16 protein-coding genes and 1 pseudogene are annotated in these 14972 nt (G+C 40.7%); 2 read left to right on the top strand and 15 right to left on the bottom strand.

From position 1 onward, the window contains the following. Nucleotides 1-8 precede the first annotated feature (8 nt). The 3 genes from ACMZ6U_RS02165 to ACMZ6U_RS02155 form a co-directional block, all read right to left on the bottom strand. On the bottom strand, nucleotides 9-1127 hold the full coding sequence (locus ACMZ6U_RS02165; protein WP_416106010.1) for an S-(hydroxymethyl)glutathione dehydrogenase/class III alcohol dehydrogenase: 1119 nt from the start codon (nucleotides 1125-1127) through the stop codon (nucleotides 9-11). 205 nt (nucleotides 1128-1332) lie between these two features. Continuing rightward, nucleotides 1333-2481, bottom strand: coding sequence for an N-acetylglucosamine-6-phosphate deacetylase (gene nagA, locus ACMZ6U_RS02160; RefSeq protein WP_416106009.1), 1149 nt, complete (start codon nucleotides 2479-2481; stop codon nucleotides 1333-1335). A gap of 116 nt (nucleotides 2482-2597) precedes the next feature. Then, entirely contained in the window at nucleotides 2598-4229 is a 1632-nt protein-coding gene (locus ACMZ6U_RS02155; RefSeq protein WP_416106008.1) for a Na/Pi cotransporter family protein, read from the bottom strand. Between the two features lie 224 nt (nucleotides 4230-4453). Here ACMZ6U_RS02155 and ACMZ6U_RS02150 point away from each other — a divergent pair. Both ACMZ6U_RS02150 and ACMZ6U_RS02145 read left to right on the top strand, forming a co-directional pair. Further along, nucleotides 4454-5626, top strand: a pseudogene (locus ACMZ6U_RS02150) (IS30 family transposase). Nucleotides 5627-5911: 285 nt separating this feature from the next. Further along, nucleotides 5912-6538 (top strand): hypothetical protein, encoded by a 627-nt coding sequence (locus ACMZ6U_RS02145; RefSeq protein WP_416106007.1) that lies wholly within the window; start codon nucleotides 5912-5914, stop codon nucleotides 6536-6538. A gap of 117 nt (nucleotides 6539-6655) precedes the next feature. On the opposite strand, the gene yidD is transcribed toward ACMZ6U_RS02145, so the two are convergent. The 12 genes from yidD to ACMZ6U_RS02085 all read right to left on the bottom strand — a co-directional run bounded on the left by yidD (nucleotide 6656) and on the right by ACMZ6U_RS02085 (nucleotide 14833). After that, nucleotides 6656-6937: a membrane protein insertion efficiency factor YidD gene (yidD, locus tag ACMZ6U_RS02140; RefSeq protein ID WP_416106006.1), complete on the bottom strand. Its 282-nt coding sequence runs from the start codon at nucleotides 6935-6937 to the stop codon at nucleotides 6656-6658. Beyond that, nucleotides 6934-7659, bottom strand: coding sequence for a pseudouridine synthase (locus ACMZ6U_RS02135; RefSeq protein ID WP_416106005.1), 726 nt, complete (start codon nucleotides 7657-7659; stop codon nucleotides 6934-6936). Before ACMZ6U_RS02135 ends, yidD begins: the two co-directional genes overlap by 4 nt. Nucleotides 7660-7669: 10 nt before the next feature. Next, nucleotides 7670-8233, bottom strand: coding sequence for an SMC-Scp complex subunit ScpB (gene scpB, locus ACMZ6U_RS02130; protein ID WP_416106004.1), 564 nt, complete (start codon nucleotides 8231-8233; stop codon nucleotides 7670-7672). After that, on the bottom strand, nucleotides 8230-8937 hold the full coding sequence (locus ACMZ6U_RS02125) for a segregation/condensation protein A (RefSeq protein ID WP_416106003.1): 708 nt from the start codon (nucleotides 8935-8937) through the stop codon (nucleotides 8230-8232). Before ACMZ6U_RS02125 ends, scpB begins: the two co-directional genes overlap by 4 nt. After that, on the bottom strand, nucleotides 8937-9677 hold the full coding sequence (gene xerD / locus ACMZ6U_RS02120) for a site-specific tyrosine recombinase XerD (protein WP_416106002.1): 741 nt from the start codon (nucleotides 9675-9677) through the stop codon (nucleotides 8937-8939). Before xerD ends, ACMZ6U_RS02125 begins: the two co-directional genes overlap by 1 nt. Beyond that, nucleotides 9667-10143 carry a cyclic-di-AMP-binding protein CbpB gene (gene cbpB, locus ACMZ6U_RS02115; RefSeq protein WP_416106001.1) on the bottom strand — a complete coding sequence of 159 codons (477 nt, stop codon included), beginning with the start codon at nucleotides 10141-10143 and terminating at the stop codon, nucleotides 9667-9669. The genes xerD and cbpB overlap by 11 nt, the downstream gene beginning before the upstream one ends. Continuing rightward, on the bottom strand, nucleotides 10140-10661 hold the full coding sequence (locus ACMZ6U_RS02110) for a metallophosphoesterase (protein ID WP_104967267.1): 522 nt from the start codon (nucleotides 10659-10661) through the stop codon (nucleotides 10140-10142). Before ACMZ6U_RS02110 ends, cbpB begins: the two co-directional genes overlap by 4 nt. Beyond that, entirely contained in the window at nucleotides 10643-11650 is a 1008-nt protein-coding gene (locus ACMZ6U_RS02105; RefSeq protein WP_416106000.1) for a nucleoside-triphosphate diphosphatase, read from the bottom strand. The genes ACMZ6U_RS02110 and ACMZ6U_RS02105 overlap by 19 nt, the downstream gene beginning before the upstream one ends. Continuing rightward, nucleotides 11631-12455, bottom strand: a complete 825-nt coding sequence (gene racE, locus ACMZ6U_RS02100) for a glutamate racemase (RefSeq protein ID WP_416105999.1) — start codon at nucleotides 12453-12455, stop codon at nucleotides 11631-11633. Before racE ends, ACMZ6U_RS02105 begins: the two co-directional genes overlap by 20 nt. A 53-nt stretch (nucleotides 12456-12508) precedes the next feature. Next, nucleotides 12509-12751 carry a YneF family protein gene (locus tag ACMZ6U_RS02095; RefSeq protein ID WP_104967264.1) on the bottom strand — a complete coding sequence of 81 codons (243 nt, stop codon included), beginning with the start codon at nucleotides 12749-12751 and terminating at the stop codon, nucleotides 12509-12511. A gap of 75 nt (nucleotides 12752-12826) precedes the next feature. After that, complete coding sequence (locus ACMZ6U_RS02090) at nucleotides 12827-13540, bottom strand: DUF554 domain-containing protein (RefSeq protein ID WP_416105998.1); 714 nt, start codon at nucleotides 13538-13540, stop codon at nucleotides 12827-12829. Between the two features lie 51 nt (nucleotides 13541-13591). Beyond that, nucleotides 13592-14833, bottom strand: coding sequence for a diaminopimelate decarboxylase (locus ACMZ6U_RS02085; protein WP_416105997.1), 1242 nt, complete (start codon nucleotides 14831-14833; stop codon nucleotides 13592-13594). Nucleotides 14834-14972 lie beyond the last annotated feature (139 nt).

The following is a 14972-nucleotide window of genomic DNA, read 5'->3' as shown; positions in this document are numbered from 1 at the left end:
GCAACCTCTTAGTAATGAATAACCGTACGGATTGATTTGCCTTCGTGCATAAGGTCAAAGGCTTCATTGATTTGTTCTAGTGGCATGGTGTGTGTGATAAAGTCAGAAAGGGCAAACTCGCCATCCATGTAATCTTTAACAATACCAGGGAGTTGCGTTTTACCTTTGACACCACCAAAGGCAGACCCACGCCAAACACGACCAGTAACCAATTGGAAAGGACGGGTGTTGATTTCAGCACCTTGTGGCGCTACACCGATAATGATACTTTCACCCCATCCTTTGTGACAGCATTCCAAGGCAGCACGCATCACCTCAACATTACCGATACATTCAAAGGAATAATCTACCCCACCGTCAGTCATTTCAATAATCACTTCCTGGATTGGCTTATCGAAATCAGCTGGGTTGACAAAATCTGTTGCCCCAAGCTCTTTAGCTTTGTCGAATTTCTCCGGATTCGTATCAATAGCAATAATACGACTTGCTTTGGCCATACGAGCACCAATAATAGCAGCAAGTCCGATACCACCAAGACCAAAAATCGCTACGGTAGAGCCTTCTTCAACCTTAGCCGTATTTTTCACCGCACCCATACCAGTTGTCACACCGCAACCTAGTAAGCAAACTTCTTCCAATGGCGCATCCTCTTGAATTTTTACCAAGGAATGTTCTGAAACAACTGTATGTTCAGCAAAGGTTGATGTTCCCATGTAGTGGTAGATAGGTTGACCGTCTTTAAAGAAACGAACTGTTCCGTCAGGCATAACGCCACGGCCCTGCGTCTCACGAACTGATGAACAGAGGTTTGTTTTGCCAGACAAACAGAATTTACATTTCCCACATTCTGCTGTGTAAAGTGGAATAACATGGTCGCCGATTTCAAAACCTTCGACCCCTTCACCGATGGCTTCAACGATTCCAGCACCTTCATGGCCTAAGACACATGGGAAAACTCCCTCAGAGTCTTTACCAGATAAAGTGTAGGCATCTGTATGACAGACACCTGTTGCTGTGATACGGACCATGACTTCGCCTTTTTGTGGCATCATGAGGTCTAACTCTTCGATTTTCAAGGGTTCATTTGGTGCCCAAGCAACTGCCGCACGCGTTTTGATAAATTCCATAATATCCTCCAAAAACTTCTTTTTAAATATCTCAGAGTAGTCTATCACAACTAGATTTTTAGAGCAATTAATATAGACTTTTATAATAATCTTTCTATTACTTGTTAAAATCCTATTTTTATTCTTTTAGCGATAGGTATTAGAAAGACTACAAAATACTTTTTTAGAATTGACTATAAAAAGCTGGGTTTCCCCAGCTTATAAGCTATATTTCAAAGACTTTCTGTCCATCCAAGTAAGTCGCGACCAATTCTAAATCATCATCTAAGACGATAAAGTCAGCTGCGTAGCCTTCTGTTAATTGACCACAGACATGATCAATTCCGACGGATTTTGCTGGTACATAAGAAGCCATTTTAATCGCTTCTTCTGGTGTCGCAATCCCCCAAGCAACCACATTTTTAATACCGTCTTTGAGTTTCAGAATAGAACCAGCCAGATTGCCACTGTCTTTCAAACGAGCTGTCCCATTTTCAACAACAACTGGGAATTCACCTAATGTATAATCCCCATCAGGCTGACCGCCTGCTCGCATACAGTCTGTAATCAAAGCTACATGGTCATGTCCTTTCTCACGCATGAGAATTTCACTAGCTACCGGTGACACGTGGTACCCGTCTGTAATGAGCTCAGCATAGGTATCAGGAATATTATAAACAGCACCAACCATCCCTGGTTCACGGTGTGTCAAGCCCCTCATCCCATTGTATGCATGAACCCAGACGGAGGCACCAGCATCTACTGCTGCTTTCGCCTTCTCGTAAGTGGCATTGGAATGTCCCAAAGCAACGGTTACTCCCTGCTGAGTCACAGTTGACACAAACTCTTCAACCCCTTGTCGTTCTGGGGCTAAAGCAATTTTCTTAATCTTTCCTTGAGCCGCTTTTTGCCACTTGGCAAATTCTTCTAAGCTAGGGTCGAACATATAGTCTGGGTTTTGGGCACCTTTGTACTCTTCTGTGAAATAAGGACCTTCAAAGTAGATGCCTTGAATTTTAGCTCCCTTAACCTTCTCAGCAACACTAGCAACAGTTGCTGCTGCCTTTTCTAAAGATTCAGATGATGAAGTCAAAGTAGTCGGTAAGAAGGATGTCACTCCTGTTGATAAAAGGCCTTCACTCATGACATGAATCCCTTCAGGAGAAGCATCCATCACATCCCAACCAGCATAACCATGAATGTGGGTATCTACCAACCCAGGAGCTATTTGCTTACCACTGTAGTCTAAAATGTCGCCATCAGTCGGCTTCTCATTCTGCCATCGGCCAAAATGACCATCCAAGAGAGCAAGGTAGCCACCTTCTTTAACGCCATCCACAAAATAAAATCGATCAGCTTTTAAATATTGGGTCATATCTTTCTCGCTTTCGTCCTTTTTCTCCTATTATACGCTCTTAAATTATTTTTTCAACTGGTATATACCAAAAGAGCCTATTAATTTTTAAAAAAAAGACCCTAAGGTCTTTTCTATTAAATAACATCTTCGATAACCTTCTCCACTAAATTAATACCATGATCTGAAATACGAGTGTAATGAGACAAGATATCAACATAGCTAATACCCGCTTGAGCTGAACATTCTCCACGATTCAGACGCTTGGTATGAACACGGCGGTATTGACGTTCCAATTTTGCAATCTCTTTGTGGCGTTCCAAAAGTTCTCCAGCGAGAACCTTATCATGGTCAACAATGACACGAATACTATCTAAAACCAAACGGTGCGTCATGGTATACATTTTCTTGAGCTCAGCCTGTGCTTCCTCCGAGAAAATAACATTCTTAGACAATATTTCTGTCGTTAATTGCGCCAATTCATTAGCATGGTCAGCGATACGTTCTAGATCACGAGAAGAATCTAGAGAACTGGCGAGCACTTCATTTTCACTCTCATTGAGAGCCTCATTTGAGATATCAATGAGATAGATCGTCAATTCTTCATCAATCGTGTTGACAGCATTTTCGTATTTCTCTACTTTAGTAGCATACTTGCTATCTGATGAAGAGATGTAAGCATATGAGGCTTCTAAAGCTTGAACAGCGTAGGAAGCAAGATGAACCAATTCACGTTTAGCATTTCCAAGAGCGATAGATGGTGCCGATGTGATAAGGCCGCGATCAAGATAAAGAGCTTCATATTTAACTACTTCATCCTCACCTGGAATGATTTTCGTTACAATATAAGCTAAGGCACCAATAAACGGAAATTGAGTTACTGTATTAGTAATGTTAAAGGTACCATGGGCAAAGGCAATCGTCATCTCTTTTGTTAACCCTAAGTTCCCTTGGAACCATTCGACCAAGTGTGTAAAAGGTGCCAAAAGAATTAAACAGATAACAGTACCAATAACATTGAACATTACATGAGCTCCAGCCACACGTTTAGCCGCAATGTTTGACCCTAAAGCTGCCAAAACGGCTGTAATGGTCGTCCCGATATTATCTCCAAAAAGAATTGGTAAAGCTCCCTGTAAATCAACTAAACCACCAGCATAAAGACTTTGTAAAATCCCTATTGTAGCTGATGACGATTGAATAAGAACCGTCAAAACTGTTCCAATAAAAACACCTTGAATAGGGCTATCACTTAAGCCAACCATATAATCTCTAAAGGCTTGAATATCCTTCAAAGGTGCCATTGCATCTCCCATGAGATTTAAAGCGAAGAAGAGACCACCTAGACCGAAAAGAATTTTTCCTAAATTGTTAAATTTACGATTTCTCACAAATAAGAATAATACCGCACCAACAAACAAAATAGGCAGTCCATAGTCGCCTAACTTAAAACCAATCAGGACAGAGGTCACGGTCGTTCCGATATTGGCACCCATCACGATACCAATAGCTTGTCTAAGTCCCAAGAGACCTGCAGATACCAAGCCAACGGCAATCGCAGTTACTCCTGAACTAGACTGAATGAGACCAGTAATAACAATCCCAATCAGCACTCCTAAAAACGGATTACTAGTGTATTTGTCAATATAATAACGTAATTTATCTCCCGCAGCCTGCTGTAAACCGTCTCCCATATATTTGATACTGAAAAGGAAGAGGCCCAGACCACCTAGAAAAGTAAAGACAATCTCTTGCCAGTTGATAGACATATGTTTATCCCCAAACTTTTTTATTTTGTCTACTAGACAACACTTCTATTTTAATAGAATATGATAAAGGGCACAAGGATTTTTTTTAGAAATCTTTCCTTTCGATTTGCAGGAAATTTCTCAAGGTAAGTTCCATTTCGTAAATTAAAGTGGAAGTTAGCCTAAAATGGATTTTTATGGTGGAATTAAGTCTGAGACGTTTGAGTTTGATAGGAGTTCTTATCATGACTAAATACAAACACCTTAATCTCTTAGACCGTAACGATATTCAATTAGGTTTAGATAGTGGTAAAACCTTTAAAGCTATCGGCGAGACCATCCTAAAAGACCCTACAACGGTTTCTAAAAAAGTCAAACGTAACAGACAAATTAGAGCTTCTACTAGTGATGGACTGCCTTGTCCTCTTCTTGATAAAGCACCTCACCTTTTGTCTGTAATGGTTGTCCTAAGCGAAGACAAAACTGTGGCTACAAGAAAATCTTTTACCTCGCCAAACAAGATCAAAAGCAATATGAACAGACACTCGTCGAGTCTCGTGAAGGAACACCTCTTAATGCCGAGAGGTTCTGGGAGATGGAGAAAGTGATCTCAGATGACGTGAAAAAGGGACAACACATTTACCATATCCTTAAAACACATGATCTTGACGTCAGTTCCTCAACCGTCTACCGTCACATCAGAAAAGGTGATCTCTCCGTATCGTCTATTGACCTCGCGAGAGCTGTAAAGTTTAAACCAAGACGAAAAGCACAACTACCTTCAATTCCTAAAGTATTGAAAGAAGGGAGGACTTATTAAGACTTCCAAAGTTATATTCTCAAGAACAATTTAAACTCTTGGTTAGAGATGGATACTGTCATCGGTAAGATTGGCGGAAAGTCCTACTGACCTTTATAACCTCTCTTTCTGTAACTTCATCTTTGCACGGCTTTTGGATAATAAGACAGCCACAGAAGTCGCTAAACACATTCAAGCTATCAAACAGGACTGTTACGAGGCTAATATGGACTTCTTTGACCGTTTCCCTATCATCATCACAGACAACGGTGGTGAGTTTGCTAGAGTAGACGTTATTGAGATTGATGTCAGGGGCCAATCTAAGCTTTTTTTCGGTGATCCTAATCGCTCTGCTCAGAAAGGACGGATTGAGAAGAATCACACGCTGATTCGGGATATTCTGCCCAAAGGAACCTCTTTTGATCAGCTCACTCAGGAAGACATCAATCTCGTCTGTTCGCACGTTAACAGCGTTAAGAGAGCTTCTCTGAATGGTAAATCGGCTTACGATCTCTTCGCTTTCACTTACGGCCAGGAACTGCCTAAACTGCTCGGTATTTCGCAAACCCCAGTAGAAGACGTCTGTCAATCACCACAACTACTAGAACATAACAACTAATAACTAACTTTTAAAAATCCCCTCATCTGAAATGCTTTCAGATGAGGGGATTTTGTGTACCCTTTTTCAGGAAAAATAAGGCTCAGAAAACTATAAAATCGACCATTATAAAAACCAGTGGAACTTACCCTGACACGGATTTCCACTGGTTTTAGCGGTTTTTATTAGACTAAGTTCCACCCTTAGGTACGGTGGAACTTACTTTGAAAATTTACCCTTTCGATTTGCATTTTAAAGAATGTGATTTATAATAGTTAGAGAATAAGTTGATGCAAAGGATACCACATGTTTAAATCAAAAAGCGAATTTCTCTTTCTTATTTTATCTATCGTATTGCTTGTCATTACTGGTACTGTCTACACCATGACAAGCCGTTCACGACAAGAACAAGAAGTTACCCAAGTCAGCCATTCTAGCTCCTCGGAAGCTACTAAGCTCAAAGAAGCTGCAGAGAAAGCAATCAAGGCATTAGAAGAAAACCCTAACCAGGATACTTTAAAAAAAGCCAAAGAAGCCGTTAATAAATTGCCAAATGGCGATTTAAAAAAGCAGCTACAAGAGCAAATCAATACTATCGAAGCAAACTTGACACAAGAAGAGTTAGCTGAAACTGCTGTTACAACGGCTGAAAGCACCTTGTTAGCAGCGGATATTGAAACGGCTCAAGCAGATGTTAATCAACTAAAGGATGGTGATAAAAAAACAGCTCTACAAAAACGTATTGATGACCTCCGAGCCGCTTTGAATATTCAAGCCTCTGTTGTGGAACCCACACCTCCTGCTGAACCTACACAGGCTACTGAAACCGTAGAGTACGTCGAAGTTTTAGAACCAACTTATCAACCGGAGGCTTATGCCCCAGCTGTTGAAGCCCCAGAGTCAAACAGTGCTATTCCTACAGATACACCATAACTCGACACACTCAATTGATATCGCTTATCAACTAGATATCCCCCTAAAAGTCATCTAAAAACGAGCAAAGAGGAATACCCCTTATGGGATCTTCCTCTTTGCTCGTTTTTTTAGTTTCTATTTAGTCATCTCTTTGTTACCCATTGCTGATTCTTGATGACAAGACTGACGATTTCTCCTCAATGAAAAATGATCTGGGACAGGATCAAGACCTCTTTTAGACAGTGGATGACACCGCGCTATTCTAGCCAAGCCCATAATGACTCCTTTTAGGCCATGCTTATCAACAGCCTCAATCATGTATTGGGAACAAGTCGGTCTAAAGCGACAAGAACTCGGTGTTAAAGGTGACAGGTATTTTTGATACCAACGAACTGATGCTATCAATAAGTGTTTCATTTGGTTTTATTGACAGCCATATTATGGAGCTGACTCACTTCTTTTTTATTCAATCGGCGAGATTCTCCTGGACGAAGACCTGTTAAATCAAGTGTCCCAAAGCGTGTCCTTGATAATTTATCAACGAGTAACCCAACTGATTCAAACATCTTTTTGACCTGATGATTACGCCCTTCATGGATAATCAACTCAACAACAGAACGATTTTTATCAGCTTCAACTTTGATAATATTGTAGCGAGCTGGCTTGGTCTTCTTGCCATCAATCACAACACCACGAGTTAAGGGACGGAGATTCTCCTTGGTCGCAATTCCTTTCACGCGCGCTACATAAACCTTATCAATCTCATTACGAGGATGAATCATCTTATCCGTGAAATCACCATCATTTGTCAATAACAGTAATCCAGAAGTATCCCAGTCTAAACGACCTACAGGATAAATTCTTTCCTTAACTTGTGGTAACAAATCAACAACCGTCTGACGACCTCTTTCATCTGACACACTTGAAATCACCCCACGTGGTTTATTTAAGAGATAGTAAACTTTTTCTTCATTATAAATCGGACTACCTTCGACTTCAACTAGGTCACCTGATTTAACCGTTGTTGCCAACTCGGTGACCGTCTTTCCATTAATCGTAACCAAACCTTTTTTGATTAATTCTTCCGCCTTACGACGGCTTGCCACACCTGCGTGGGCAATATATTTGTTAATTCTCATCTTATTTTCCTTATTCTTCTAGAGAGGGAACATCCGCAAACAATGCCACCTCTTCTTCTTTGATGTCAATAGCTGAGACGTCAACCAGTTCATCGAGACTATTGATCCCCATGTAATCTAAAAAGTAATCTGTTGTCGCATATAGATTTGGGCGTCCAAGAACTTCCTTCTTTCCAACCTCTGAAACCAAGCCAAAGGCCTGCAGTTTGCCGATAGCCCCACTTGAATTAACCCCACGAATCTCATCAACCTCAATACGAGTAATGGGCTGCTTGTAGGCAATTATAGATAGCGTCTCAAGACTTGCTCGAGACAAGCTCTGGTTAACAGGAGTATGAGCATATGACTTCAGGAGTTCTGCATAATGCTCTTTAGTAACCAATTTATAAGTATTAGCTGACTCTAAAATGGTTAGGGCAGAATTCTGATCATCTTCATATTTCTCAACTAATTTTTCCATAGACTGTTGTATGCCTGATGGTGGTAGTTCTAATAGTTCTGCTAATTGACGGATGGATAATCCCTCCTCTCCAGCTACAAAAAGAAGGGCTTCAATTTGTGATAAGGTTGTCATGTTGCCTCCCTTTTCAAGGTAACGTCTGAGAAATTAGCCTCTTGCTGAACACGCACGACTTGCCGTTTAACTAATTCTAAAATCGCTAAAAAGATCGTAATCATCTGCTCCTTACTCTCAACTTCTTGAAATAATTGTCGCATAGACTTAGACTTTCCTACTTCAAGTTGGTCTTCAACAAAAACCATCATATCTTCAATACGATAATCGTCTGCTGCGATAGTGGTATGTTCCTGGTTGAATGCTACTTGCTTTTGAGCCATAATCTTAGAAAAAGCAAGATAGAGATCCAAGGTCGTCTTATCTTCTTTTAAGGTCACATCTTCAGACACAATTTCTGTCTTAGCTTTAGAAAATAACTTGGCACGCTCTTGGTGCTGTTGATCTAGCTCTTGCGAGATGACCTTGAAACGCTTGTATTCTTCGATTTGCGAGAGGAGTTCCATTTCAAGATCCTCTTCAAGAGGACTTTCTTCTACTATTTTTGGTAACAGTTTACGGCTCTTGATTAGCATGAGCTGGCTAGCCATGACCATATACTCACCAGCCACTTCCAACTTCATAGCCTGAAGTGTTGCTAAATAGGCCAAATATTGCTCGATAACCTCGACTAAAGGCACATCATAAATATCCACTTCATACTTTGACACCAAGTGCAAAAGTAAATCAAGAGGACCTTCAAAATCTTTTAATTTTATATCCATTATTTGAAATATTTCTCAAGGGTTTGTGTTGATTTTAGCCCTAGCTGTTTCGCAATCTCTGTCGCTGATTTTCCTAAAGCTATTTGATTTAAAATATACTGATGCCGCAAGTCTTGAGCAGTTAGATGGCCTAACTCAAGACTCTCTAAATAAGCTTTCAACTGTAAAAAAAACCACTGACGGGAATAAGTCTTCCCCTTGTTATCAAAGAGATAGCCCTCGTCAGATACTTGCGGAAGTTGCTGCACAATCAGTGGTGGCAACTGCAAAATCCGAACTTGTCCTTCTTTTTCAACCTTTAAAACCTTAAACTCAATGTCAATCATATCTCCCTTAAGTTCCGCCATTTCTTTCATTGTCACGCCCATCAGAGCTAACAATGATGCGATTAAGCGACCTTGCGTATAATCCGTTTCTGCCGTCAAAAAAGTCAAATCACAGTCTTGAAAAGACTTCGATTCTGGCGAAACCTGTTTCACCCTTTTCAAACGGTGATAGCGATCAAGATGACCTGCTTCGTAGAGATAGAGTAAAAATTGATTGACCGAGGACTGTTTACGCTTCTGGGCACTAACTTTTAAGGATTTCAAAAATTCTTGATAATAAAGTAAACTGGCATCATTGATGTGACTTTCTACTAAGTCCAAAAACTGCCTTAAATCATAAGAATAGGATTGTTGAGAGGCAGCTGAGATGTTTTTTTCAGCTAAAAATGCGGTAATGGTCTCTTTAGTTATCATGTTTTTCTTTTGGTATGATGTCATAATCCTCTGTAAAATCATGCAGTAAGGCATTAACAGCCTTTAGGATTGATTTCCTTGTAATAATCCCCATAAAATGCTGATCTTTATCTAAAACTGGCAAGAACGGATTATCCACAAGCTTATGCATGATTTCAGTCAGGGAAGCATCTAATAAAATTGTTTCGACTTTATCATTGACCGCTACAGCCACATCTGTTTGCGAGAGTTCCCAATCTGCTAAATTGTGTTCCCCTTGGTAGTGCATTATGTCAGAAATCGACACCGTTCCACAATAATGTTTCTCTTTTGTGATAACAGGAATACGCGAATAACCATTACTCGTCATCAAAAGAAGCACATGGTCCATATTATGCGTATCAACTACAATAGCTAAGTCCTTTGATGGAATCAAGTAATGCTCCGTATAGTTTAATAAAAAATCTTCAAACGCTTTTGCAATCATCTTGTAAATTCCTGTGATAACCCTGGGTAAACTTGGTGATGGAGATCTAAAAAATCAACGGTAACAGTGCTGCTTGATACGACAATCTTGGCATAGAGTTTTTCGTTGATATCACCGCGTGGCTGCAAAACAGAACCTGGATTGATGAAAACAATGCCTTCTTCCTGCCAAGCTGCGGCACGATGCAAATGACCATAAAGGCAAATATCTGCTTGGGCTTGCTGAGCGAAGTAAATCAAACGATCCCACATGAAGTTAATATGGTATAGGTGTCCGTGCGTCTGAGCTACTGTCAAACCAGATAACTTAACAACATTATCATCTGCATAGCCAGAATCATAGTCGCAGTTTCCTTTGACAACATGTATCCCTTGCCAAACAGAATCATCAGATGGCAATTCAGAATCGCCATTGTGAAAAATAGCATCTACTTTTCCCTGATAATGAGCTTTTATCTCTTCAACGACTGTTTTATCTCCATGAGAATCACTCATGACAATTAGTGTTTGTTCTGCCATGTTGGAAATTCCTCCATCAATTTTTTCATCGCTAAACCGCGGTGAGAAATAGCATTTTTTTCTTCCGGACTAAGCTGCGCAGCTGTTCGACCAGTCTCCCCAACAAGAAAAAGCGGATCATAACCAAAGCCATCTTCTCCTTTGAGTTCAAAGGCAATATAGCCTGGCCAGTCGGCTGCAACAACAAGACTTTCCTTATCTGGTGCAGCTACTACCAAGGTCGAATGAAATTGTGCACTACGATCTTCTTGCTCAAGAACCATAGCCAACTCATGCAAGAGTTTGGCATTGTTTTTCGCATCCGTTGGTTCTGGTGCTGAAAAACGAGCTGACCAAACGCCTGGCAAACCACCCAAAGCATCTACTTTCAAGCCTGAGTCGTCTGCTAAGACCATACGCCCAGTTAATTTTGAAATGGTCTCAGCTTTTAGACGGGCATTCTCTTCGAAAGTCATGCCGGTCTCTTCGACTTCAGGAAGGTCAGGGTAGTCATTGAGACTTTCCACTTCGATCCCTAAAGAAGCAAACATCTTACGGAACTCCTTGACCTTGCCCTCATTATGCGTAGCAATGAGTAACTTATCACCAAAGTCTGACATGCCTGTCCCAAAAAAGTGATCCACTTCAATACCACCATCAGGGAGATGAACAGTCAAGAGTTGGTCTTTTTCGATAATAAGAATAGCTTCTTTATGTTGCTTAGCTTTTAGTTGACGATTTAGATTTTCATTGACCATTTTTAGGATAAAGTCTATGAGTTTAAAGTGTGATACACACTTAACGACTGTTAACCGATAGCCTCTTGGATGATTCCATTCTTCTTCAGAAAAAACATCTATGCCAACGGCTTTATCTATAACACGATTAATTTCCTCTAATGGACCGTCAATCTGGTGCTCATTGCCAAGCCAAGCAATTGAGTTATGCCCAACCATTTCTCCAATAAACCAGTTTTGGTCATCTTTATATTCATAAATCTGTTGCGTCATTCAAAGCCTCCTCTAAGTTAACATGCTCCACACGGATGTTTTGCCCTAACCAACTTTCCGCAATTTCTTGAAAACTAGCAACACCAGCTGTTGTATAGAAACAATGCTGTTGCTGTTTTGCCTCTCGATTACGATTGATTACAAAATAATTAAGTAAAACCGAGATATCACGAACCGTCTCCGCCCCGCTGTCAATCAGCTTTACTTCTGATCCCATGACATTTTGAATAATGGGACGTAGCAAGGGATAGTGAGTACAGCCCAAAATTAAAGTGTCTACCTGCCCAACCAAAGGTTCTAATGTCTCGTAGACAATCTTTTTAGCAATACTTGACCCTATTTCATTGGATTCAACCAAGGGAACAAACTTGGGACAAGCCATAGAAGTAACTTCTATTTGCGGATCCAAAAGTTGAACTTTTTGCTGGTAAATATCTGATGTCACAGTCATCGGAGTCGCTATCACACCCACTTTTTTACTTTGTGTTGTCTTAATCGCTGCGCTTGATCCTGGCAGAATAACCCCTAAAACAGGAATATCCAATGCCGCCTTGATTTCTTCCCAAGCTACAGCTGTCGCTGTATTGCATGCAATGACAATCATTTTGACGTTTTTCGTCAAGAGAAAATTCACCAGTTGCCAGGTATACTCTCTAATCTGATCTGCAGGTCGTGGCCCATAAGGTGCTCTAGCTGAGTCACCTATGTAGATAATATCTTCGTGAGGAAGCTGCCGCATCAATTCCCTAACGACTGTCAAGCCTCCGACACCTGAATCTAAAAAACCAATGGGACGATTATCCATAGTCTCTTCTTTCTAAAAAGGGTTGAGAACTCTGCTCCCAACCCCTCTTAATCTTATTTATTCTTTTTAGCAGCGGCTGCTTTTGATTGTTTAACGATATTACGGTAAGTTTGTTGTACTTTCGCTTCGTTTGGTTTTTGACCCATTTGGCTCATCATCTCGCGGATGGCATCTGGTGTCAAACGTGGGTATTGACCGATTTCTTTTTCGATTTGTTTACGGGCAATGAAAATACCACCAAATACACCTGCGATTGCTGCTAATACAACGATTAAAATCCATAATGCTGTTGACATATTTTTGATTTCTCCTAGTCTTATTTACCGTCTTATTATAGCAGAAAAGTTATCGCTTTACAAATGTCAAAACACTTAAATAGATGCTATCAAGACCGCGATAAGTAATGCTGGTAACAAATTAGCTAGTCTGACTTTTTGTCCAAAAACAAGGTTTAACCCTACACAAAAAATCAAGACTGAGCCAACTAAGCTGATGTTAGCAAGTGCTACTTCCGTCATCATGGGTTTGATGAATTGCGCCAAAAGCGTGATAAAGGCTTGAAAACATAAAACTGGGATAGCTGAAAAACCAGCACCTTTACCTAAACTAGAGGCCATAACCAAGATGATAATAAAATCCAAGATAGCCTTTGTAATCAAAATGCTAGGATCTCTAAGAATCCCATCTTGAATAGCACCAACAATACCCATGGCACCAATGCAAACCGTCAACGAAGCAGTCACAAAAGCCGAAACAAACTGGTTGTCATTTGCATTACCAGATTTCTCTTGAAGCCAATAACCCAAACGCTCAAACTCATCTTCTATCCCTAACCATTCTCCGATTAATCCTCCGATAGTCATTGACAAGACAAGCAACATAGCCTGACCGCTGCTTAATTTCCCATCCGAGAGGCTAAGCATGCCCTCCATGGCACCAGAAATACCAATAAACATGACACTAATCCCAGCAGCCACCATGACGGTTTCTTGATGTCTTTGCTTGAGATGATGCCCAAAAAGACTACCGATAATACCAGCAGCGATAATCGCCCCTGTGTTAATAAGTGTTCCTAAACCAAACATAAAACTCCTTTATAAGAAAAAACTGGACCGCAATCCAGCCTTTTTATACTATTAATCAAAATCAAATCCCGTAATCGTCGCAAAGTAATCTTCTGGTGTCTCTGCGCGACGAATCAGACGAGCACTCCCATCTTCTTGATAGAGAATCTCTGCTGAACGCAAGCGTGCATTGTACTGATAACCCATAGAGAAGCCATGTGCACCCGTATCATGAATAACTAAGCTATCTCCAACACGTGCCTGTGATAATTCACGTTGTTTGGCAAATTTATCATTGTTCTCGCAGAGTGATCCAACGACATCAACTACTTCTACAGGACCATCAGGGTTGCTGATATTGGTGATGTGGTGATAGGAGCCATACATGGCTGGGCGTAAGAGATTAACAGCTGAAGCATCCACACCAACGTAATCACGATAGGTTTTCTTGCGATGTAAGACTTTTGTGACCAAAAGACCATGCGGTGCCAACATAAAGCGTCCAAGTTCTGTAAAGATTTTAATATCTCCAAGACCAGCAGGTGTCAAGACTTCTTCATAAACCTTACGGACACCTTCACCAATAACTGCAATATCGTTGGCTTCTTCCTCAGGGCGATAATTGACACCAATCCCACCAGATAAGTTGATAAAGCTGAGTTCTACGTCTGCTTCATCACGGATTTCCACGGCTAGGGTAAATAGCTGACGCGCCAGTTCTGGATAGTAATCATTCGTAACGGTATTTGAAGCTAAGAAGGAATGAATCCCAAATGTCTTAACGCCTTCTGCTTTCAAATCCTTAAACCCTTGAATAAGTTGGGCGCGCGTCATGCCAAATTTAGATTCTTCAGGGTTGTCCATAATGTCCGTTCCAAGTGAGAAAACACCTCCTGGATTGTAGCGAAGCGATACTGTCTCTGGTAAACCGACAGTTTCTTTGACAAAATCAATCATTTCATAAGCATCTAGATTGATCGTCGCTCCGATTTCTTTGGCATATTGGTACTCAGAGGCAGGCGTGTTGTTGGATGAGAACATGATATCCTTAAATCCCATTTGATGACTCATCAAGAGTTCTATACCCGTCGCACAATCCACACCACAATTCTCCTCTTGAAGGATTTTCAAGATAGCTGGTGTCGGAGTGGCTTTAACAGCGAAGTATTCTTTAAAACCCTTGTTCCATGAAAACGCCTTGTTTAAGGCACGCGCCTTTTCACGGATCCCCTTCTCATCATAAAGATGGAATGGCGTTGGGAATTGCTCAGTAATCTTATCCAACTCTTGACGAGAAATAAAAGGTGTTTTCATAAGAATCTCCAAATCTTCAAAATATTAGGATTATTATAGCATAAAAAACGTCCAGTGGACTTTTTTTCCCGAGCCTTGAAATTAAAAAGCGAGGTTGTCAAGTGTACTGACCCCAAAAAGTTGGACAACTCATTATTGA

Origin of the sequence: Streptococcus pluranimalium, from assembly GCF_047785745.1 — a bacterium.
In the GTDB taxonomy this organism is placed as follows: Bacteria; Bacillota; Bacilli; order Lactobacillales; family Streptococcaceae; genus Streptococcus; species Streptococcus pluranimalium_B.
This window is presented reverse-complemented; position numbering and strand designations above follow the sequence as displayed.